This window comes from Flavobacterium terrisoli, assembly GCF_030167905.1.
GTDB lineage: Bacteria > Bacteroidota > Bacteroidia > Flavobacteriales > Flavobacteriaceae > Flavobacterium > Flavobacterium terrisoli.
Map to the genome: position 1 here is coordinate 19748 of NZ_JARGNA010000006.1, position 23234 is coordinate 42981.

A 23234-nucleotide genomic window follows, 5' to 3' on the forward strand; every position below is an offset into this window, starting at 1 on the left:
AATTATTTATTTAACTGTGTTGACCGGTGTTCTTCCGAAGAAACGGTCGTCTTTATCTGTTCTTCCGCTGTCTTCCAATGGGAATTCTTTTCGCATCGGATGAGAAACCATTTCATCCATGTTCAAAATTCTTTTCAACTGCGGATGTCCTTTGAAATTGATGCCGAAGAAATCCCAGGCTTCTCTTTCCATCCAATTGGCACATAAAAACAAATCAGAAACGGTTTCCACTTCTGCCGGATCCGGTAAATAGGTTTTCACACGGATTCTGACGTTTTCAATCCAGTTGTGCATTTGGTAAACCACTGCAAATTGGTGTTCGGCGTCATTGTCCGGGAAATGGATTCCGGTTAAATCCGTTAAGAAATGGAAGTTTAAATCTTCTTGTTCTTTCAGAAAACGAATCACTTCGTGAACCGTAGCTGGAGTTGCCTCTAAAGTGAAAATATCTCTTTTCATTTCAAAATTCAGCACATTGTTGCCGAATGCCTGAGACAATTTTTCTTGTATATAAGCCGTTTCTAAAGCCATATTATAGGTTATAAGAAGCTAATAATTCTTTATATTCAGGTGAATTTCTTCTGCGGACAGATTCATTTTTCACCAATTCCTGTAATTGCATTACGCCCTGAACGATTTGTTCCGGTCTAGGCGGACAACCGGGCACGTAAACGTCAACCGGAATTACCTTGTCAATGCCCTGCAAAACAGAGTAAGTGTCGAAAACACCACCAGATGAAGCACAGGCTCCAACGGCAATTACCCAACGTGGTTCTGACATTTGTTCGTAAACCTGACGTAAAATCGGCGCCATTTTTTTAGAAATGGTTCCCATTACCATCAACATATCGGCCTGACGCGGAGAGAAACTTACCCTTTCCGAACCAAAACGCGCTAAGTCATAGTGAGATGCCATAGTCGCCATAAACTCAATTCCGCAACAAGAAGTCGCGAATGGTAAAGGCCAAAGCGAATTGGCACGAGCCAAACCGACAACATCGTTTAATTTGGTAGCGAAGAAACCTTCACCCACTACTCCTTCTGGTGGAGCGACCATATTTGGTTTTGTAGTACTCATTGTTCTATTCTGAATTTTGAATTATAAATTTTAAATGAAAAACTAATTTAAAATTCAACATTTATAATTTAAAATAATTTCTTTATTCCCACTCTAAAGCTTTCTTCTTGATAATATAGAAGAAGCCTACTAAAAGCAACATCATAAAAATAACCATCTTAATCATCCCTTCAATTCCCAAAGCTTTGAAATTGATTGCCCAAGGATAAAGGAAAATCACCTCCACATCAAACAGTACAAAAAGGATGGCGACCAGGAAATATTTTACTGAAAAAGGAATTCTGGCATTTCCAACGGATTCAATACCACATTCGAAGTTTTTGTCTTTGCTTTTTGAATGTCTTTTCGGACCTAAAAAGCTAGAGCCGATAATGGTTAAGACCACAAATCCTACTGCTAAACCAGCTTGCATCAGGATTGGTAAATAATCTAATTGATTAGACTGCATAATGCTCAAAATTAGAAGTAATTAAAATAGCCACAAATATACATCGCAATATTTAATTCGCAAAAATCAGGGCTGTTCCTTTGGCATTTATTGTTGCAAAACAGCCTATTTAAAATCAGTTTAAATAACAAAGTTACAACATAAAAAAACGTCCCGAAAATTTTCGGGACGTTGAGTCATTCTAGGTAATCAAAAAATAATATATATTAGTCTTCGATAGCTACTACTTGAGCCGCTACTTTACCTTTTCTACCTTCTTCTTCTTCGTAAGATACTTTATCTCCTTCGCTTAGACCTTCTGTTCTAACTCCGGTAGCATGTACGAAAATGTCTTTTCCTGTCTCATCGTCAGTAATAAAACCGTAACCTTTTGATTCATTGAAGAATTTAACTTTACCTGTGCGCATTTTGTAATATAAAAATAATTAATAATGCCCAAAGATATACTTATTTGCGACATAGACAACAAAAATCAAATAAAAAGTTAAATTTTTTTCAATATTTTCAAATTATAATTGAATGATTTTCAACAGAGTATTTGAATTATCCGAAAAATGGCAACAAAAATCGCCATCATTTATAAACTTTTAAATAATGGCGCTCTCTGAAAATGCGAATTTGATATTTATTGCTGTAAATCTAATTTAATGTACAATTCTTTTAATTGGGCTTCATCAATTGCCGATGGCGCATCAATCATGACGTCACGACCCGAATTGTTTTTTGGGAATGCAATAAAGTCACGAATGGTTTCCTGTCCGCCTAAAATAGCTACTAATCTGTCCAATCCAAAAGCCAGACCACCGTGTGGCGGTGCGCCAAATTGGAATGCATTCATCAGGAAGCCAAATTGATCCTGAGCCTGTTCAGGCGTAAATCCTAAGAGGCAGAACATTCTGCTTTGTAATTCTTTATCGTGGATTCTGATAGAACCACCGCCGATTTCATTTCCGTTCAATACCATATCATAAGCATTGGCGCGAACTTTTCTGGGTTCGGTTTCAATCAGTTTCATATCTTCCGGTTTTGGTGACGTAAACGGATGGTGCATCGCATGATAACGACCACTTTGTTCGTCCCATTCCAATAAAGGAAAATCAACAACCCATAGCGGGGCAAATACTTCCGGATTGCGCAATCCCAAACGGGTTGCCAACTCCATACGAAGCGCTGATAGCTGCGTGCGGGTTTTATCGGCCGGTCCGGAAAGGACAAAAATCATATCGCCTGTTTTGGCATTGGTGGCTTCTGCCCATTTTTTCAAATCTTCCTGATTGTAGAATTTATCTACCGAAGATTTGAATGTTTCGTCTTCTTCACATTTTACATAAACCATTCCTGAAGCACCAATCTGTGGGCGTTTTACCCAGTCAATCAGTGCATCAATTTCTTTACGGGTGTAAGAGGCACAACCCGGAGCTGCAATCCCGACCACCAATTCGGCCGAATTGAATACACCGAAATCTTTGTTTTGAGCCACAGCATTCAATTCTCCGAATTTCATATCGAAACGAATATCCGGCTTGTCGTTACCGTATGTTTTCATCGCATAATCGTAGGTTATTCTCGGGAATTCCGCTACATCTATGCCTTTAATTTCTTTTAATAAATGTCTGGTCAAACCTTCGAAGACATTCAAAATATCTTCTTGTTCTACAAAGGCCATTTCGCAATCGATTTGTGTAAATTCCGGTTGTCTGTCGGCACGCAAATCCTCGTCACGGAAACATTTCACAATTTGGAAATATTTGTCCATGCCGCCCACCATCAACAATTGTTTGAAGGTTTGCGGTGATTGTGGCAAAGCATAAAATTGTCCTTCATTCATTCGGCTTGGCACCACGAAATCACGGGCACCTTCCGGAGTTGATTTGATCAGGTATGGTGTTTCCACTTCACAGAAATCCAAATCAGATAAATATTTACGCACTTCCATCGCTACTTTGTGACGGAAAAGCAAGGCGTTTTTCACCGGATTTCTGCGGATATCCAGATAACGGTATTTCATTCTCGTTTCTTCACCACCATCGGTGTCATCTTCAATGGTAAAAGGTGGAAGCATTGCAGTGTTCAGAACAGTTAATTCAGAAACCAGGATTTCAATATCACCGGTAGCCATATTAGGGTTTTTGGATTCGCGCTCAATCACGGTTCCTTTTACCTGAATCACAAATTCTCTTCCAAGCGATTTGGCTTTTTCAAAAACGGCTTTGTCTGTTCTTTGTTCGTCAAAGATTAATTGCGTAATGCCATAGCGGTCGCGCAAATCAACCCAAATCATAAAACCTTTATCACGTGATTTTTGAACCCAACCGGCCAGCGTTACTGTTGCATTAATATGTGTGGCATTTAATTGGCCACAATTATGACTTCTGTACATTAGAATAAAATTTTTTACTTCGTAACAATTCGACCTAACGGTCTTCGAGTGGCAAAAGTAAAAAACTTATATCAATTAAAAGGCCGAAGTATCAAATCAAATTTAAGTTAATCTTTAATTTTCGAATTGACAAAACAAGTATATTTGATATCTTAAAAAACTAAACACACGCACTTATGAAGAAAATAGTTAGCTTTATTTTTACTGTATTGATTTCATCGCTTGGATTTGCTCAGGAAAACATGACTTTCCAGGCAGAAATTGCAAACAAGAACGGCAATACGCTTTTTATCAATAGCGGTAGGGAAACGATTCAGAAAATTGAGGCGGATGCCAAAGGAAATTTCAAAGCCACTTTTCCTATTAAAGAAGGATTGTACCAACTTTTTGATGGTACGGAATATGCTAATTTGTATCTGAAAAACGGTTATGATTTAAAGATGAAACTCGATGCCTCAAAGTTTGACGAGTCGATTGCGTTTACCGGAAAAGGTTCAGTTGAAAACAATTTTTTAGCTAAAAGGACTTTAGAAGAAGGAAAAATTAATTTCCAGGAAATGCTTGAATTGGACGCAGATGGTTTCAAAAAAGCTTCAGAAGACTTGAAAGCAAGTCAGAATGCCTCTGTAGATGCTTCCAAAATTGATCCAAATCTTGCTTCATCTTTGAAAAAGCAAACGGATATGAATGTTATGCAATTGCAACAATTCTACACCATGTCAGCCGCCAAGAAAAAAATGAACAATGTTGCGGCACCTAATTTTGATTTTGAAAACCATAAAGGCGGCAATACCACTTTGGCCAGTTTAAAAGGCAAATACGTTTATGTTGATCTTTGGGCAACCTGGTGTGGCCCATGTCGTGCCGAGATTCCTTCGTTAAAGAAAATGGAAGAAACATTTCATGGGAAAAACATTGAATTTGTGAGTGTTTCTATTGATGCTGAAAAGGATTATGAGAAATGGAAAACATTTGTAACCGAAAAACAATTGACAGGAACGCAGTTGTATGCGGCCAAAGCGAACCAAACTGAATTTGTCAAAGCGTTTGAAGTGAATTCAATCCCAAGATTCATATTAATTGATCCAAACGGTGTGGTTGTTGACGCTGATGCAAAAAGACCTTCAGACCCAAGACTTCAGGAACAGTTGAATAAACTATTGAACTAAAAGTCAATAAAATCAATGCATAAGCCACGCAATTTGCGTGGTTTTTTGTTTCTAAAAATAATTTCCAATGTTAAGTTTTCATCCAATGTTATCAAATTGTTAAGTAAAAGTTTTTTTAATGTAAATTAAATTGTAGCTTTGTTATGTAATTATGAACAACTTAAAACCTACGACTATGAAAAAGATATTCATTTTAGGAGCATTTTTAATCTCAGGATTCGCTTTTGCTCAAACTGCTAAGCCGTTTTTAGAGCAAGAAGGAGATTTAGTAAAAGCAACCTATTACTATGAAAATGGTAAAGTTCAACAGCAAGGTTATTTCAAAGACGGAAAACTTACCGGGCAATGGATAGCGTATGATGAAAACGGTGATAAAAAATCAATCGGGGAATATGCAAATGGAGAGAAAACCGGAAAATGGTTTTTCTGGAACAACAAATCACTAAGTGAGGTTGATTATTCTGACAGCCGTGTGGCTTCAATCAAAACTTGGAAACAAGAAGCAATCGTTAACAAATAAAAATTAATTGCATATATAAAAAAGTCCCGATACCATCGGGACTTTTTTTATTTTAAGTATTTATTACAATCCTCTACTGTCTCTGATCCAATACTTAGTTCTTTTTACCAGATAGAACATTACCGGTACCATTACTAAAGTCAATACTGTGGCGTAAGTCAATCCGAAGATAATCGTCCAAGCCAATGGTGACCAGAAAATAACGTTATCACCGCCCATATATAAGTGCGGATTCAAATCGGTTACCAATCCAAAGAAGTCAAAATTCAAACCGATAGCCAAAGGGATCAATCCCAATACCGCAGTTAACGCGGTTAACAATACCGGACGCAAACGGGATTTTCCACTTTCGATGATTACTTCCTTGATTTCCTCAAGCGATAAATCGTCATGGCTTTCCACGGCTTTTTCGGCTACTTTTTTGTCTAACAATAAGACAAAGAAGTCCATCAATACAATTCCGTTCTTCACCACAATTCCCGCCAGCGATATGATTCCCATCATTGTCATCAGGATTACGAAATCCATATTGGCGATAACATAACCATAGAAAACCCCACTGAAACTAAGCAATACCGTAAATAAAATCACGATGGTTTTGGAAACCGAATTGAACTGTAATACAATGATAATCGTGATTCCGGCCATGGCTAGGAACAACGCATACATCAGGAAACTTTGGTTTTTGCCTTGTTCTTCCTGAACACCCGAGAACGAATAGGTAATGCCTTTCGGCAATTCATATCCTTTTAACTCAGTGGCTATCTGTTTGGTGATTTCGTCACCGTTATATCCGGTCAATACATTCGAATATACCGTCATGATACGTTTGTAACCTTTTCTTTTGATTTGGTTATACGTATAGGCTTTCTCTGTATTAGATACTGCCGATATTGGCACCTGAACGATTTGACCATTGTTTTGGTTTCTGAAAGTCAACGATTGATTGAAAAGGATGTTTTCATTTTTACGTTGGTCTTCCTGCAAACGCACTACAATATTATAATCATCATCACCTTCTTTATAGGTAGAAATTTCCTGTCCATAAAGCGAACGACGCAAATTGAATCCTAATTGTCCTGTAGTAACTCCGGCGCTTCCTGCATTGACACGGTCAACGCTTACTTCAAGTTCCGGACTTTGTTTGTTTACATCAACGCTCAATTTCTCAATTCCCGGAATGTTTTTGCTGTCAATATACGCAATCATTTTGTCTGCTTCCTTGATCATTTGGTCATAATCAGAACCAGTCAATTGCACAGAGATTGGATAACCAGCCGGCGGACCATTGGCATCTTTTTCAACGGTAATGATTGCTCCGGCAATGCCTTTTACTTTGGCACGAATTTCTTCCAAAACATCAGAAGTGTTTATTCCCTGACGGAATTTAAACTCTGAGAAGTTCACGGTTACTTTTCCTTTAAATGGCGTTTCCGAAGCCGAACCTGCATCCACATTTGGATTTCCGGCGCCAACACCAACCTGTGAAACAATGCTTTCCGCTAAGAAATTCTCATTGGTTTTAGGGTCAACATATTTGCTTAAAATATTGATTACCTGTTTTTCTACAAATAAGGTCGCCTTATTGGTTTTCTCTATATCGGTTCCTTGCGGATATTCTATATATACTATGGCCTGATTCGGGATGTTATCCGGGAAGAACAATACTTTTCTCGGGAAAACACCCAATAAGATGAACGATAAAAACAACATTCCAATGATGCTTCCAAGCGCAATCCACGCGTTTCTTCCGGTTAGGATTTTGGCCAAAAAGCGTTTGTACTTCTCTTCCATTCTTGGGAAGAAGCCATGTTGGAAATCTTGTGTCCATTGGTACAATTTGATTTTATATAACCACATTAACCCTAAAGCAATGATGGCTAAGTGACCAATGGCTCTTGCGCCTTTGCTGTCATAAACATTTCCGACAATCACAAAAATTAAGGCTATGATTCCGAATATAATCGAATAGGTTTTGGCAGTTTTTGTTTTTACATTTCGGTCTTCGATATCCATCGAACCACCGGTCATCGCAGCATTTACGATCATCGCCACGAATAATGACGCGCCCAACGTAACCGAAAGTGTCAATGGGAAATACATCATGAATTTACCCATAGTTCCGGGCCACAAAGCGAATGGTAAAAAGGCCATTAAGGTTGTAGCGGTTGAAGAAATTACCGGCCATGCGATTTCACCAATACCAATTTTGGAAGCTTGTATGCGCGGCATGCCTTTCTTCATATTGGCAAACACGTTGTCAACGACCACAATTCCGTCATCCACCAGCATTCCCAATCCCATAACCAATCCGAAAAGGACCATCGTATTCAATGTCAGTCCTAAAGCGGAAAGTATGGTAAATGCCATCAACATGGAGAGTGGAATTGCCGCGCCAACAAATAAGGAGTTACGCAATCCCATGGTAAACATCAAAACAATCATTACCAGTACGATACCAAAGATAATGTGGTTGGATAACTCATCTACCTGGTGTTCTACGCGGGATGATTGGTCATTGGTTAAGTCAATTTCAAGGTCTTTAGGCAGATAGTTTTCTTTTGCCAATTCGATTCTTTCCTTTACCTGTTCAATCGCAGAAATCATGTTTTGACCCGAACGTTTCTTTACGTTCAGCATCACCACTTCTTTTCCTTTCTCACGGGCATAAGTGGTTTTCTCTTTTTCCTTGAAACTTACCGTTGCAATATCTTTTAAGTAAACGCTACCGCCATGCGATTTTACGATTACATTTTCTAATTCTTTTGGATCTTTGATTTCTCCAATAATCCTGATGTTGTTTCGCGAACCCTGAGATGTCAGATTTCCGCCCGAAAGCGTCATGTTTTCATATTTTACGGCATTTTGAATGTCGTCAAACGAAACCTGAGCCGCGGTCATTTTGAAAATGTCAACGGCAATTTCAACCTCTTTGTCATCCACACCAAGGATGTCCACTTTCTTTACTTCGGCAATTTCCTCTATATCATCCTGAAGCAATTCGCCATACTTTTTAAGTTGCTGCGTAGTGTAGTTTCCTTTTAGGTTGATGTTCAAAATCGGCACTTCTTCCGAAATGTTCAATTCAAAAACACTAGGTTCCACTTTACTTCCGTTGTCCAGATTGGGCCAATCGGTATCCGCTTTTACCACATCGACTTTGTCTTTGATTTTGGTTTTGGCTTCTTCAATTCCGATTTTATCACCAAATTCAACGATAATCATTCCGTAATCCTGGAATGAACTGGCGGTTATTTTTTCAATTCCACTGATGTTTTTAAACTCTTTCTCCAGTGGCTTTATGATCAGTTTCTCAACGTCTTCAGCTGAATTTCCGGGGAAAACAGAAGAAACGTACACTTTATTTTCGATGATTTCCGGGAAATCTTCACGTGGCATCGTTACATAGGCAATCAAACCTGTAATAACGATCAAAAAGGTGAAGATGTAAACAGTGACCCTATTGTCGACTGCCCAGCTCGATATACCGAATTCTTTACTTTGATGACTCATTCTTTATATTATTATGAGGTTAGATTTTTAGAAGTTTAGTTTCATTCCTTCAGAGATGTTGTTCACTCCTTCAGTCACAATAATATCATTGGCAGACAAACCACTCATGATTTCAGTAACGTTATCCGATGATTTTCCAACAGTCACCACCACTTTTTTAGCGGTTCCGGTTTTGCCATTACTGCCTTCAACCGTATAAATGAATTTGTTTCCTTGTCCGTCTTCCTGAACCACATTGGTTGGAACCACAATTGCGTCTTTGCTTACGTAATCAATGATTTTAAGTTTAGCCACCTGATTTGGGCGTAATAAATTATCCGGATTCGGAACGCTTACTTCAATCCCGAAACTTCTGTTGCTTGGATTGATGAAATTGCCCACCTGACGTACTTTTCCTTTATAAGTTTTACCGAGAGAAGTCAAATAAACATCTACTTCAGTGCCTACTTTTAATTTCCCGATATAGGTTTCAGGAACTGTCGTAGAAACATACATATTGCTCAGGTTTACAATTCGCATCAAGCCTTGCGGACTTGGCGCCACCACTTCACCTTTTTCAACAAAAACTTCGTCGATAGTTCCCGTGAATGGAGCACGAATAACGGTTTTAGCCAATTGCGCTTTGATTTGGGCTACCGATTTTTGAGCTGAAACCATTTGGGTTTGCGCTTGTAAATACTGGATTTCAGAGCCTATTTTTTTGTCCCAAAGATTTTTTTGTCTTTCATAAGTTGTTTTAGCTAAAGCATATTGATTTTCGGCACTCGCCAATTGTTGGCTCATTCCGGCATCATCCACACGCCCTAAGATTTGCCCTTTGGAAACTTTTTGCCCGGCTTTAACGGTTAAAGAAGTCAAAGTCCCACTGAATTCGGGTTGAACCAGGATGTTTTCTTTAGTGTCAACATTTCCCTGAATGTCAAGATAATGTTTGAAAATGGTATCTTTTACCGTCAATACAGAAACCAAAGCTTCTTCTTTTTTAACGTCTAAAGTGGCCAAAGCGCCTTCAATTTTGGCAATTTCAGCCTGTAAAGCGGTTTTCTTTTCCTGAAGTGCTTTTACATTTTTGGCACTGATTAAGGCATCAATGCTTTCCTTCTTTTCACCATTCGAACACGACAGTAAAAAAATTGAAAATGCGGATAGGTATAATAATTTTCTCATTAGTTATAAATTAGTTTTTATTGATGATTTTTTCTAAAGTTGCTTTTTTGTTGATGATGTTTATCATACATTGCAAATAAGTTTGCTGTGCCGTGTACAATTGTCTTTGGGCTTCACTGAAGTCAAAGCTCGATGACAAACCTTCAGTAAACTTGATTTGTTGTTTTCTTTCGATGCGTTCGGCCAAATTCAGATTGTTTTTGGAAGTCGCATATTCTTCAATACTGAATTCATATTCGCTTTTGACTTTTTCGTACTCCAATTTCAATCGTTGCTCCGTAGCGGTAAGTTGGGTTTTGGCTTGATCCAAAGCTATCTTGGCCTGCTGTGTTCTGGCACTTCTGGCAAAACTGCTGAAGATCGGAACGTTAAGGCTCACTCCTAAATTGGAGTAATTCAACCATTTTTGGTCTTTTTGGAAAAAGGCAAACTGATCATTAAAGGCATTGTAGCCAAAGTTCAGATTGGCCGATAATGTTGGTAAGGCTTTGCTTCTTTGTAATTTTAACTCCAAAGTTCTTTGCTCCTGGAAGTTGGACGCCATTTGGTAATCAATATTATTGGTTACCGAAAATTCGCCTTGACCAAAAGCCAAATCCAAATTTGAAATAGTCAGGTTGTCCAGTTTATCGGTTAGTTTCAGTTCTGAACTGATATCGATACCCAAAGTGTATTTCAACATTTTATAAGCCACATCCAATAAACGTCTGGTGTTGTTCAGATTGCTGTTGATTGAAGCCAAAGTGATTTGCAGTTGCTCCACATTTTCTTCCTCAATCAAACCGTTTTTATAAGTTTCCTCGGTATCGGTTAAGGTCTTTGATAAAGTGGCTTTGTTCTTTTCCAGAATCACAACGCTTTCCTCTGCTAATAATACATTGCCATAAGCATTGATGACCATTTCCCTGATTTCAGAATTGGTTTTTTGCTTGGCATTTTCATAGTATTTCAAATAGGTTTTAGAAGCCTGTAGCGCTACGATATAAGAACCGTCAAAAATCAATTGGCTTAAGTTGGCACGCGCCGTCATATTGTGTTTGGTTCCAAAAGCTACTTCGGCAAATTCACCGGGATTTCCGCCAAAGAACTCAGCAGGAATCAGTGATTTTTGCAATTCAAAATTGTTTTGATAATCCACACCGGCGTTGATTTGAGGCAAACCTGCTGCGGTGGTTTCCCATTTTTTCTTCTTAGCAGCGTCAATGTCCCTGCCGGCATTGATGACCGAATAATTGTTTTGCAACGCATGGTCAATTGCCTGCTGCAGACTGAACGAATAGCTCTGCTTTTGGTCTTGGGCCTGTAAGCTGCTTACAATCAAGAGTAAGGTTATTATTAGTTTGTTTTTCATAGATTGATGTTAAGTATTTAGATTATTTAAGTTTTTTTGAAGTTCCAAAATACCTTCGGCTGTGGCAATGGCCCGGGTGTGGTATTCGAGGGCTTTGGCTTCCAGTTCATAGGCTTCTTTTTCTAAAGGTGTATTCTCATTGATTGAAAAAATCAGCGTGTAATAAAACTTTACAGCTGCTTCAATGTCGGTTTCCTTGCGGTATAAACCTTCTGCAATTCCTTTTTCAATATTGCTGCGGAAGAACTGGCTACAGTCTTCAATTTCGTTAGCCATCATTTTTTCATAGATCTCAGGATAATGTTTTTTAAGCTGATAGGCCGGCGATTGGTCAAAGGACTGGAACATCTGCTTGAACATCTCACGCATTTGGAAATTTTCCTTGATTGCATTGTGGTTTTCAGCGATGACACTTTCCATTAGGCGATGAATGTTTTGATGCACTACTTCGGTTCCTTCTTCAATTAGTTTCTCTTTATTGCTGAAATATTTATAAATCGTTTTTTTTGAAATACACATTTCCCCGGCAATATCATCCATAGTAACACTCTTGAACCCCAGTTTCAGGAACATGTCGGTGGCTTTTTTGATGATTTTATCTTTCATGATATGTAAAAATTATGGTGCAAAAGTAAGATGGAAACTTTAAACACTAAAATAGTTTCCAAAGTATTAACGAAAATTTAACATTGGAAAAAGACGCTTTTGTAATGCGGGAAGAATAGTCTAAATTAGCCGAAAATATTTTTCATGCGCGCTATCTCTTATTACCAGGACTTGATTATATCCCATTTTGAGTCTTTGACTTTTCAAAAAGAGCCCAACAATCTATATGAGCCGATTCGCTATATCCTTTCGCTTGGAGGAAAAAGATTGCGTCCGGTGCTGACATTGATGGCAGCCGAAGTTTTTGATGCTGATGCAAAAAAAGCGATTGCAGCAGCGACTGCGGTAGAGGTTTTTCACAACTTTTCATTGATTCACGATGATATCATGGATGATGCGCCGCTCAGAAGAGGCAACGAAACCGTGCATGAAAAATGGAATCTGAATACAGGAATCCTTTCGGGTGATGCGATGCTGATTTTAGCGTATCAGTTTTTTGAAACCTATGAGGCTGATGTTTTTAGGGATTTGGCCAAATTGTTCAGCAAAACGGCGTTGGAAGTTTGCGAAGGGCAACAATATGATGTCGATTTTGAAACGCGTGACGATGTTAGCATTCCGGAATACCTGAAAATGATCGAATTCAAAACCGCAGTTTTGGTTGGTGCTGCCATGAAAATGGGTGCTATCGTCGCCGAAACGTCAACGGAAAATGCCAATTCCATTTATGATTTCGGCTTGAATCTTGGTATTGCCTTTCAATTGCAGGATGATTATTTAGATGCGTTTGGCAATCCGGAAACTTTCGGAAAACAGGTTGGAGGCGATATCATAGAAAACAAAAAAACCTATTTGTATCTTAAAGCAATGGAATATGCCAAAGCAGAAGAAAAGGAACAGTTGTTGCATTTGTTCTCGATACAACCGAGCGATAATACGGATAAGATTAACTCGGTAAAACTGCTTTTCAACCAAACCGGAGCAAGCGATGCAACGCAAAGTGCCATTCAGGAGTATACTTTTAAGGCTTTTGAAACCTTGGAAAAAATGAATATCAGTGCAGATAAAAAAGAGTTATTGAGAACTTTCGGTGACAATTTAATGAGTAGAAACGTGTAAAAAAGTAATCAGAAGGCAGATTTCAGAAAGCATTAAAACTTTCTGCGTTCTGCGTTCTCAATTCTGCATTCTAAGATGTACCAACCACCAACCACTACAGATAATTTACTTTCGGAAGCCGAAAAGGAAAACCTCTATGCTAAATTATTGGAACAGATCAACAAGGATTTCAACTTTGCCAACGAACCGATTGACTTTCCGCAAAGCACTTCGCCCTATGAGTTGAAAGTCCAACTCCACGAAAAAATTTACCGCTTAATCCAACACAGATATGCAGAATTACTCAACTTGCTTTACATCGTCGATGTTCCCGAGGAAAATGTCAAGCAATTGGACGGAAGTGATACCGTCGAACTGGCCGAACAAATTGCCTTTTTGGTTTTGAAAAGGGAATGGATGAAGGTTTGGTTCCGGAATAAGTACTAAAATTTCTCGAAAAACAAGTTCAAAATACCGGACGCAATCGCACTTCCAAAATCACTTACACCATTTGGATTGAGAGAATCTGTTTTCATTCCGTTGAAATTATAAATCGGAAACGACTTGTTGTTGGTTTGGTAATATTGGTTGTTGACCTTCACATAATTGTCATTCATTTGCGTCATCGGGTTGTAAACAGACAGAAAATACTTGTCTGCATAACTTCTTTTATCGGAAAGATTCACTACAAAAGAAAAGTCCTTAAGGCTAAGAACGGAAACATTGGAAGAAAATGGTCGGTTAGCTTTGCCTAATACGAATGAAGTGGGATTTTGGGAAAACCCGATACAACTCAAAAGCAAAAACGATAAACAAAAAATATTTTTCATAAGTTCAAATTTAAAAATAAGCTCTGATAAATGGCATAAAAGCATCACCGTATACATCCTTGTCTTTGTCAAAAAGCAAATTGCATCGAACACCAAAGGTAACATTTTCTGCCCGATAACCGGCACCAATATACAAACCGGTATTCCAAAAACTTCTTTTGACATTACCGCCCAAATCTTCATAAGCGGTATTCACATGAACTTGTTCAAGCTCTAAAGAAAGCTGAACGACCTCAATCGGATTGACCAAACCAATCAAACTTCCGCCAACCAAATCAGAGGAATAATAATTCTTTCTTTTCAAATGACTGTATTGCAATCCTGCGCCCAACGCGAAGACTTCGTTGAAGTTGTAAATGGCACTCGGTGCCACGGTAATATCGGTGTAACCATTCCCAACCGATACACCTAGTCCGCCGCCAAATTGTACATGTTCCCAAAAATCTCCTGTTTTGGCTTTCGGCAACGGTTTTTCCTGCGAGAAAACAGTCTGGGAAATGCCCAAAAAGAACAGCAATAGCAAAAAAGGCTTTGAAATTTGAATCGTATTCTTTTTCATCTCAACCAGCACGTTAAAATCGCGTTATAAATGTAGCAAAAACATTGAAAGATTATTACAAATGTCATACTTTTGCAACTGATTTTCTAATACTAAGATTATTTACTGAAAAAATCATGGATAGGTTTTCCTTTTTAAACGCAGCACACACAGAATTTTTTGCCGATTTATACGAACAATACCTTCAAAATCCCGATAGCGTAGAGCCAAGCTGGAGAGCCTTTTTACAAGGTTTCGACTTTGGAATGACGACCTATAACGAGGAAAATGCCGTACAAGAATTAGCGCAGTATGCCGCTAGTGTTCCACAAAACGGACAGGTTTCGAATAAATTACAAAAAGAGTTTGATGTATTAAGATTAATTGACGGTTACAGAACCCGTGGACATTTGTTTACCCAAACCAATCCGGTTCGTGACAGAAGGGTTTATGAGCCAAATCTTGATTTGGTGAACTTCGGTTTGTCTGACGCCGATTTGGATACCGTTTTTGATGCCGCTAAAATTTTAGGAAAACAACCGTTAACCTTAAAGCAAATCCTTGAGGTTTTGAATCGCATGTATTGCCAGCACATTGGTATCGAGTACATGCACATGGAAAATCCGATTTTTGTGAATTGGGTGCAGGAAAGATTGAATAAAAATGACAACCAACCTGATTTCAACGCAGAGCAAAAGAAACACATTTTAGGCAAACTAAACGAAGCCGTTTCTTTCGAGAACTTTTTGCATACCAAGTACGTTGGGCAAAAACGTTTCTCGCTCGAAGGTGGTGAAAGCATCATTCCGGCTTTAGATGCGTTGATTGAAACAGCTGCTGAAAGAGGTGTCGAGCATTTCGTAATGGGAATGGCACACAGAGGAAGATTGAATACGCTGGCCAATATTTTTGGAAAAGCAACACAAGACATCTTCTCTGAATTTGACGGAAAAGATTACGATAAAGAATATTTCGATGGTGACGTGAAGTACCATTTAGGGTTAACCTCGGAAAGAAAAACCAAATCGGGTAAAAAAATCAATATCAATTTGGCTCCCAATCCATCTCACCTGGAAACCGTTGGTGCCGTGATTGAAGGAATTACCAGAGCCAAACAAGACAAATATTTCCCGGAAGATTTTTCCAAGGTATTGCCAATTGCCGTTCACGGTGATGCCGCAGTGGCCGGACAGGGAATCGTATACGAAATTGTACAAATGGCGTTGTTGGACGGTTACAAAACCGGTGGAACAATCCATATTGTCATCAACAACCAGGTTGGATTTACAACTAACTATTTGGATGCACGCTCGTCAACGTATTGTACTGATGTGGCTAAAGTTACTTTGTCACCGATATTACACGTGAATTCGGATGATGCGGAAGCTGTGGTTCATGCGATGTTGTTCGCGTTGGATTTCAGAATGGCATTCGGAAGAGATGTTTTCATCGATTTGTTGGGCTATAGAAAATATGGGCACAACGAAGGTGACGAACCTCGTTTCACGCAACCATTGTTATACAAATTGATTGCGCGTCACAAAAACCCGAGAGACATTTATTCTGAAAAATTAATCACAGCCGGTATCGTGGATGCGGCCTATGTGACCAAAATAGAAAACGATTACAAAGCCAAGCTGGATGAAAACCTACAAGCTTCGCGTAAAAAAGATTTGACTATCATCAAGCCTTTTATGCAGGACGAATGGAAAGGTTTTGTTCAGGTTTCGGATGACGAAATGTTGAAAAAAGTAGACACCAAATTCGACCAAAAGAAATTAGATGGCATCTTAGAAACCATTTCAACTTTACCATCAGACAAAAAATTCATCAGCAAGATTTCCAAAATTGTAACTGACCGCAAAACGATGTATGACAACGATACTATCGATTGGGGAACGGCAGAAACACTGGCTTACGGTTCATTATTGACCGAAGGATATGATGTTCGTATCTCGGGACAGGACGTGGAAAGAGGAACTTTTTCCCACCGTCATGCCGTAGTAAAAGTGGAAGACAGCGAAGAAGAAGTAGTATTGCTGAATACTTTAAAAGACAAAAAAGGGAAGTTCAATGTATTCAATTCCTTCCTTTCAGAATATGGCGTTTTAGGATTTGATTATGGCTATGCCTTAGCCAATCCAAACGCGTTGACGATTTGGGAAGCACAGTTCGGGGATTTCTCTAATGGTGCCCAAATCATGATTGACCAATACATTTCGTGTGGGGAAGACAAATGGAACAACCAAAACGGAATCGTATTATTGTTGCCTCACGGTTACGAAGGGCAAGGAGCAGAGCACTCTTCGGCACGTATGGAGCGTTACTTACAGTTGTGTGCCAAACACAATATGTTCGTAGCCGATTGTACGACACCGGCGAATTTCTTCCACTTGTTGCGTCGCCAGATGAAAACCAAATTCCGCAAACCGTTGGTGGTATTCTCGCCAAAAAGTTTGTTGCGTCACCCATTGTGCGTTTCCACTCGTGAGGAATTGGCAAAAGGCAGTTTCCAGGAAGTAATTGATGACAAATCAATCGACAAGAAAAAAGTAAAAACCGTAGTTTTCTGTACCGGAAAATTCTATTACGATATCTTGGCCGAAAGAGAAAATTTAGGCAGAAATGATGTAGCTTTGGTACGCATCGAGCAATTGTTCCCGTTACCGGTGGATCAATTGAAAGCCGTGATTAAAAGTTATCCGAATGCCGACGATTTTGTTTGGGCACAGGAAGAACCAAAAAATATGGGTGCTTACAGTTATATGCTAATGAATTTCGACTTGGTTCAGTGGAGATTGGCTTCGTTAAAAGCTTACGCTGCACCAGCCGCTGGAAGTCATACACGTGACAGAAGACGTCACGCCGATGCTATCAGAATGGTATTTGACAAGAATTTATTTAGATAATAATTAGGAGCTTAATCCCGCTTTCCATTACAATCTCTTCGAGGATTTTCATTGCAATCGGGGCTAGAAAAAAGATAAACAACACATTTAAAATTTAAAATTCATAATTTAAAATATTACAACGATGATTTTAGAGATGAAAGTCCCATCACCGGGAGAATCGATTAAAGAAGTAGAAATTGCAACTTGGTTAGTAAAAGACGGCGATTATGTAGAAAAAGACCAAGCCATTGCTGAGGTAGATTCTGACAAAGCAACCTTAGAGTTACCGGCAGAAGCCAGCGGAATCATCACGCTAAAAGCGGAAGAAGGCGACGCAGTAGCCGTTGGCGCTGTAGTTTGTTTGATTGATACTGATGCGGCAAAACCAAGCGGAAGTGCTCCGGCAGCGGAAGCAAAACCTGCAACAGTTGAGGCTCCAAAAGCTGAAGAGAAAAAAGTAGAAGCGCCTAAAGCCGCTCCGGTTGCAGCAGCAACTTATGCCGCGCAGGCACCATCTCCGGCAGCCAAAAAAATATTGGACGAAAAAAACATCCAACCTTCTGACATTGTTGGGACAGGCAGAGACGGAAGAATCACCAAAGAAGATGCTGTAAATGCGGTACCTTCTATGGGAACGCCAACCGGCGGAACCCGTGGTTCAGAAAGAACAAAATTATCGATGTTGCGTCGTAAAGTAGCAGAGCGTTTGGTTTCAGCTAAAAACGAAACCGCGATGTTGACTACCTTCAACGAAGTAGACATGACCAATATCTATGCGTTGCGTGACCAATACAAAGAAGAATTCAAAGCAAAACACGGTTTGGGATTGGGCTTTATGTCTTTCTTTACCAAAGCGGTAACCCGTGCGTTACAATTATACCCGGATGTAAATTCCATGATCGACGGTCAGGAGAAAATTTCTTATGACTTCTGTGATATTTCGGTAGCGGTTTCAGGACCAAAGGGTTTGATGGTACCGGTAATGAGAAACGCAGAAACCTTGTCTTTCAGAGGTGTGGAAGCTGAAATCAAAAGATTGGCAATTCGTGCCCGTGACGGACAAATCACTGTTGACGAAATGACCGGCGGAACTTTCACTATTTCCAATGGCGGTGTTTTCGGTAGTATGTTGAGCACGCCAATTATCAATCCACCACAATCGGGAATCTTAGGGATGCACAATGTCGTGGAAAGACCAATCGTAAGAAACGGTCAAATCGTTATCGCTCCGGTAATGTTTGTGGCTTTATCTTATGACCACAGAATCATAGACGGTCGTGAGTCGGTTGGATTCCTTGTAGCGGTAAAAGAAGCGTTGGAAAACCCTGTAGAAATCTTAATGGGTGGAAATGCTAAGAAAGCATTGGAACTGTAAAGTTTTTTCCGCTTCGGATGAAGCGCCTATATATTTAAAATCCCGCTTGGAAAACCAAGCGGGATTTTTTTATAAAACACAAAGGTTTAGTTTAATTTTTTAAAAAAACTATAGGTTATTATCTATTTTAGCGCCTTAAATTTTTTTTTAGCAGCGTTTTTCAGTTTTTTCAACATGTATAAAATCATCTATTATTTTATAATACTATTGTCATTCTCTTCAGCATTTTCTCAGGATTTAAATGAGTTTGAGATCAAAAGCACCCGAAGTATACAAGAGCAACTTATTTCTAATCCTGATAAAGCTTACACTGAAGCTTTGAAAATTAGCAATTCTAAAAACGAGCTGTTTAGCTTTTTTGGCAAATATTATGTGGCCAATTATTTTTACAATAAATCAGAGTTTACTCATTCCAAGCAACTTCTTATAGCGCTTATAGAAAATATTGAGAAAAGTGATAAGGCTAAATCAAACAAAGTATACCAGGATTTGATGGGAATGTGTGTCAACAAACTTTTCTATATCCATAAGAATTTGGGAGAGTATGACTTAGCATTATTTTATCTTGATAAATATAAGAATAGTGTTCCTAATAATCATTTTAACGAACAGTATGGCTCAATAAAAGTCGCTATGGGAGATTATGTTAATGGAATAGCTTTGTTAAAGAGAGAATTAAAGACTACACCTCATCTGAAATTAGGAGTAGGTGAAAAAAAAGTAATGAATAAAAAATTATTTGCAGATAAATACAATATCATAGGTGAAGCTTATCAAACGTATTACATCAAGTCAAAAAAAGCGGTGTTTTTGGATTCTGCAAATTATTACTTTAATGCAGCAGCAACTATGTTGATACAAGACAATTTTTATCCTGAGTACACCAAAGCATTGTTGTACATGCGAGAAGCAAAAAGTGCGGCTTTGGCAGGGGATTACTCCAAATCATTGTCTTTATACAGAAAGGGGAAAAAGTATACCGTTATTCAGGATAATATAAGAACAGTACAGTTGTTTGATTTAGGGATGGCCGATTGTTTCCATCATTTAAAGCAAGTTGATTCAGCATTTTTCTATTGTAAAAAATATATAAAAAGTTATCAAATAACTAAAGTTTCCAAAGAAAATCTATTAATGGCCTATAACATCATGGCACAATGCTATGGTGCAAAAAATGACAATAAGAACGCCTATCGTTATGCCCAAAAAAGTTTAGTATTAATTCAATCCATAGAGGGGATAAAAAATAAATCTTTAAATTTTCTACACAACTATGACTTGAATATTATAAAAGAAGAATCCAATAAAATTATAGCTTCTAAGAATTATTTTAAAATTTCTCTTTTTAGTATTTTGATCGTTTTAGCGATAGTTGTTTTCAGTTTTTATTATTATTACAGGTATCAGAAAGAAAAGCATTATCGATTTTTAAAAATTATTCAAGACCTGAAAGAATCTAAAGCCTCGGGGATTCATAAAACACAAATCATTACCACTGAAGCACAACCTAAGCAGATTATAGACGATGAGCTTATTGAGAAATTGGCTTTAGGGTTAAAAAAATTAGAGCAGAAAGAAGCTTTTTTAGATCCGAATTTCAAGTTGGCTTTTGTGGCTAAAAAGTTAAATACCAATACGGCTTATTTATCACAATACTTCAATCAGGTTATGGAAAAGACCTTTTCAGAATATACACAGGAATTGCGAATACATTATGTACTCCAAAAGCTTATTGATGTGCCTTATTTTCGTAAATATACCTTGCAGGCTATTGCTGAAGAAGTTGGTTATAAAGATGCCAATACGCTGGTTCGTGTTTTTAAAAAGCAAACCGGCCTTTCTCCTAATTATTATATTGAAAAGTTAAAAAATACAGCTTAAGTATTTTAAAATCAATAAAATACACCACATTTAATCTGTTGATTATTTATAAATAGTCCAATCAATAAATTGTACCTGTGGTTCATTCCTTATAGTTTTGGTTTAAAATCAAACCAAATAAAATGAAAAAAAAAGTTATCCTTCTGGGATTAGTATTATTCTCTTTTGCTAATACTAATGCTCAATTATTGAACAAAATCACCAAAGCAAAAAACACAGCCAATCAAGCATCGGAAGTGGTGGAGACCGCAGAGAAAGGTAAAGAAGCTATCAAAAAAGGCGATAAAAAGAAAAAAGGAGGCGGTGGATTTGGCGGTTTAAAGCTGGACTGGACTATGTTCAAACAAACGCCGGCTGTAACATTCAATTCTCTTCTTTATGGAACGGGTTCTAGTCCGGGATTAATAAATAGTTATACAGCAACTTTTATTCCTAATAAAACGGTTGACGGAAGAACAGTTCATCCCTTTTCGGATCAGTCGGAGTATTTAAGAATCAAGGTGTTCAAAGACAACCAATACATGAACTATTTTGAATATGCCGGAGACCAAGTTTTTGACGATGGTAAAAAGACCAAGTTCAATGAGCCAAGCAGCCGTTACCAACGTGATGGTGAATGGGTAGGACATTCGGAATCATTCATTACAGATTGGGGTCCGGGCAATTATAGATTAGATTTCTATGCCGGTGATAAGATGTTTTATTCATTCGATTTTGAATTGGTAAAACTAACCAATTCCGATCCTTACGCCACCAAAAACGAAATGTACGTTGTTCGTGGTCCATGGAATAATTTTGCTTATATGCAATATGCTGATACCGGCAATTTGGTGTTTGGATATTACATCACTCACGAAGAGTTTAAGCCAAATCCGGCTAACAGCGCAAAAACCAACAAGAGTGTAAAATGGAGTGTGAAGATGTTCAAAGACAACAAATTATTTGCACAGAATTATGGAAACGGTCCTAGTACTGCTCAGGTAGAACAAGCCAAATGGAATGAAGTTTCGTGTGCATTTAAAAGAGTGGACAAACCTGGAGAAATTAAATTTGCTGACCTTGCCGATGGCGCTTACAAAGTTGAACTTACTATTGAAGGTGAAGCCAAACCTAGAACCTACAAGTTTGATGTAAAGGATAAAAGAATTGTTCAAATTCCGGAACAAGACCGAACCAAAAACACCGATCCAACGCGATTAATTGAAGGGTGGAATGACTTCTTTTGGCTGAAACTGGAGAAATAATCACACAAAGCTTGATCGGAAAGTTTTAGAACTGGAAAGTTTTTCCGCTTCGGATGAAGTGTCTATATAGATAAATCCCGCTTGGTTTTCCAAGCGGGATTTATGTTTTTATGGGAGAGCGTTTATGGCTGCAGTTAATTGTGCCTGCGTCCCGACGCTTGTTTCTGCCAAAGTGAAATCATAGACAGCATTCGCTGAAATGGTTGCCGGTTTTATAGCATATCGCCATTGTCCGTTGTCTTCGGTAACAAAAATGATATGACATTCTAATCCGATTGGAATTTGCCCGTAATGTTCACTGAATAATCCTGTAGCAGTATCATACGTATCTAAGTTAGCTAAGCCATTTCCTTCACCATCATAATGTAAGTAGATGGCGCAGTTCTGATTGTCATATCCATCAGGAACAGAAGCTAAAATGGTGGTTTTAGGTCTCGGGTCACTATAAAATACGTCGACATTGCACCATCCAAAATCATCAACAAAAGCGTAGTAGATACTATTTATGCCGACACCGCCTTGCCCTTCTAAAAACGCACCAGGTACGCCATTTGGACCGACCTGTTGTTCCAACCAAAAATTACCATCTACAAATTCCCATAGAGTCATCTCGTTATTGCCGCCATTATCATCTGTTAATTGTGTTGGAATTTGTAATGTTATGTGTCCGTTTAACTCCAATTGCTGCCCATTTTTAGTGGCATTGATATAAAATTCCCCTCCGGAAACCAGCATGGCTCTGTCTCCTCCGGGTAACTTGCCCATGGTGTGCATTCCGGTGGTTAGCATATCTCCTCCTTTGAAAATTTCGACATATTCGATATCGACTTGTCCCGTAACCGGATTGCCGTTTAGGGTTAAATCACTTCCGTCTATACTAATGGTAACGCCATTGGCAGTAGTAAAATTCGTCAGTCCGGATGCAACATTTAAATCGAAAGTTTGTGTTATCGAGTTAAGCGCAATGTCTTTCAAGTTATTGAATTCTCCTGCAGAAGGATAGTTGCTTGCGGAGTCACTGTCACCACAGCCCGTAGCAAACAGGGTTAATAGTAAACCGGCTAAAATAGAACGGAATGACTTTACTAAATGCATTTTTTTGTTTTTCATAGCTATAATTTTTTTTTAGGATACGATAACCTTAA

General features: G+C 38.5%; 20 protein-coding genes. 8 read left to right on the forward strand and 12 right to left on the reverse strand.

Annotated elements, in window-relative coordinates; genetic code table 11:
* Nucleotides 1-6 precede the first annotated feature (6 nt).
* From P1K33_RS09145 to aspS, 5 genes are all read right to left on the reverse strand, one after another.
* On the reverse strand, nucleotides 7-531 hold the full coding sequence (locus P1K33_RS09145) for an NADH-quinone oxidoreductase subunit C (RefSeq protein WP_284652650.1): 525 nt from the start codon (nucleotides 529-531) through the stop codon (nucleotides 7-9).
* 1 nt (nucleotide 532) lies between these two features.
* Complete coding sequence (locus tag P1K33_RS09150; RefSeq protein ID WP_284652651.1) at nucleotides 533-1078, reverse strand: NADH-quinone oxidoreductase subunit B; 546 nt, start codon at nucleotides 1076-1078, stop codon at nucleotides 533-535.
* An 82-nt stretch (nucleotides 1079-1160) separates the two neighbouring features.
* Nucleotides 1161-1526: an NADH-quinone oxidoreductase subunit A gene (locus P1K33_RS09155; protein WP_284652652.1), complete on the reverse strand. Its 366-nt coding sequence runs from the start codon at nucleotides 1524-1526 to the stop codon at nucleotides 1161-1163.
* 206 nt (nucleotides 1527-1732) lie between these two features.
* Nucleotides 1733-1933 carry a cold-shock protein gene (locus tag P1K33_RS09160; RefSeq protein ID WP_284652653.1) on the reverse strand — a complete coding sequence of 67 codons (201 nt, stop codon included), beginning with the start codon at nucleotides 1931-1933 and terminating at the stop codon, nucleotides 1733-1735.
* A 218-nt stretch (nucleotides 1934-2151) separates the two neighbouring features.
* On the reverse strand, nucleotides 2152-3906 hold the full coding sequence (aspS, locus tag P1K33_RS09165; RefSeq protein ID WP_284652654.1) for an aspartate--tRNA ligase: 1755 nt from the start codon (nucleotides 3904-3906) through the stop codon (nucleotides 2152-2154).
* A gap of 176 nt (nucleotides 3907-4082) precedes the next feature.
* Here aspS and P1K33_RS09170 point away from each other — a divergent pair, with 176 nt between their 5' ends.
* The gene (locus P1K33_RS09170) at nucleotides 4083-5075 is read left to right on the forward strand and encodes a TlpA family protein disulfide reductase (RefSeq protein ID WP_284652655.1); all 993 of its coding nucleotides are present in this window, start codon (nucleotides 4083-4085) and stop codon (nucleotides 5073-5075) included.
* Nucleotides 5076-5250: 175 nt separating this feature from the next.
* Entirely contained in the window at nucleotides 5251-5595 is a 345-nt protein-coding gene (locus P1K33_RS09175) for a toxin-antitoxin system YwqK family antitoxin (protein ID WP_284652656.1), read from the forward strand.
* Between the two features lie 63 nt (nucleotides 5596-5658).
* Here P1K33_RS09175 and P1K33_RS09180 read toward each other — a convergent pair whose 3' ends face one another.
* From P1K33_RS09180 to P1K33_RS09195, 4 genes are read right to left on the reverse strand one after another with little or no spacing between them, the layout of a single operon-like run.
* Nucleotides 5659-9108, reverse strand: coding sequence for an efflux RND transporter permease subunit (locus tag P1K33_RS09180; protein WP_284652657.1), 3450 nt, complete (start codon nucleotides 9106-9108; stop codon nucleotides 5659-5661).
* A 27-nt stretch (nucleotides 9109-9135) separates the two neighbouring features.
* Nucleotides 9136-10275, reverse strand: coding sequence for an efflux RND transporter periplasmic adaptor subunit (locus tag P1K33_RS09185; RefSeq protein WP_284652658.1), 1140 nt, complete (start codon nucleotides 10273-10275; stop codon nucleotides 9136-9138).
* Between the two features lie 10 nt (nucleotides 10276-10285).
* Nucleotides 10286-11626: a TolC family protein gene (locus P1K33_RS09190; protein WP_284652659.1), complete on the reverse strand. Its 1341-nt coding sequence runs from the start codon at nucleotides 11624-11626 to the stop codon at nucleotides 10286-10288.
* Nucleotides 11627-11635: 9 nt separating this feature from the next.
* Nucleotides 11636-12232, reverse strand: coding sequence for a TetR/AcrR family transcriptional regulator (locus P1K33_RS09195; RefSeq protein ID WP_284652660.1), 597 nt, complete (start codon nucleotides 12230-12232; stop codon nucleotides 11636-11638).
* 144 nt (nucleotides 12233-12376) lie between these two features.
* On the opposite strand from P1K33_RS09195, the gene P1K33_RS09200 reads away from it, so the two are divergent.
* The gene (locus P1K33_RS09200; protein WP_284652661.1) at nucleotides 12377-13351 is read left to right on the forward strand and encodes a polyprenyl synthetase family protein; all 975 of its coding nucleotides are present in this window, start codon (nucleotides 12377-12379) and stop codon (nucleotides 13349-13351) included.
* A gap of 75 nt (nucleotides 13352-13426) precedes the next feature.
* Nucleotides 13427-13777, forward strand: a complete 351-nt coding sequence (locus P1K33_RS09205; protein WP_284652662.1) for a hypothetical protein — start codon at nucleotides 13427-13429, stop codon at nucleotides 13775-13777.
* Here the strand turns inward: P1K33_RS09205 and P1K33_RS09210 are convergent.
* Nucleotides 13774-14160, reverse strand: a complete 387-nt coding sequence (locus P1K33_RS09210) for a hypothetical protein (RefSeq protein ID WP_284652663.1) — start codon at nucleotides 14158-14160, stop codon at nucleotides 13774-13776. The two genes, P1K33_RS09205 and P1K33_RS09210, sit on opposite strands and share 4 nt — an antisense overlap.
* 10 nt (nucleotides 14161-14170) lie before the next feature.
* Entirely contained in the window at nucleotides 14171-14719 is a 549-nt protein-coding gene (locus P1K33_RS09215) for a hypothetical protein (RefSeq protein WP_284652664.1), read from the reverse strand.
* Between the two features lie 116 nt (nucleotides 14720-14835).
* Between P1K33_RS09215 and P1K33_RS09220 the strand changes: the two genes are divergently transcribed.
* From P1K33_RS09220 to P1K33_RS09235, 4 genes are all read left to right on the forward strand, one after another.
* A complete protein-coding gene (locus P1K33_RS09220) occupies nucleotides 14836-17607 on the forward strand; it encodes a 2-oxoglutarate dehydrogenase E1 component (protein WP_284652665.1) in 2772 nt (923 codons plus the stop codon).
* Between the two features lie 124 nt (nucleotides 17608-17731).
* The gene (gene odhB / locus P1K33_RS09225; RefSeq protein WP_284652666.1) at nucleotides 17732-18964 is read left to right on the forward strand and encodes a 2-oxoglutarate dehydrogenase complex dihydrolipoyllysine-residue succinyltransferase; all 1233 of its coding nucleotides are present in this window, start codon (nucleotides 17732-17734) and stop codon (nucleotides 18962-18964) included.
* Nucleotides 18965-19138: 174 nt separating this feature from the next.
* Nucleotides 19139-20845, forward strand: a complete 1707-nt coding sequence (locus P1K33_RS09230; protein WP_284652667.1) for a helix-turn-helix domain-containing protein — start codon at nucleotides 19139-19141, stop codon at nucleotides 20843-20845.
* Nucleotides 20846-20967: 122 nt separating this feature from the next.
* A complete protein-coding gene (locus P1K33_RS09235; protein ID WP_284652668.1) occupies nucleotides 20968-22089 on the forward strand; it encodes a hypothetical protein in 1122 nt (373 codons plus the stop codon).
* 108 nt (nucleotides 22090-22197) lie between these two features.
* Here P1K33_RS09235 and P1K33_RS09240 read toward each other — a convergent pair whose 3' ends face one another.
* Nucleotides 22198-23199: a hypothetical protein gene (locus tag P1K33_RS09240; protein ID WP_284652669.1), complete on the reverse strand. Its 1002-nt coding sequence runs from the start codon at nucleotides 23197-23199 to the stop codon at nucleotides 22198-22200.
* Nucleotides 23200-23234 lie beyond the last annotated feature (35 nt).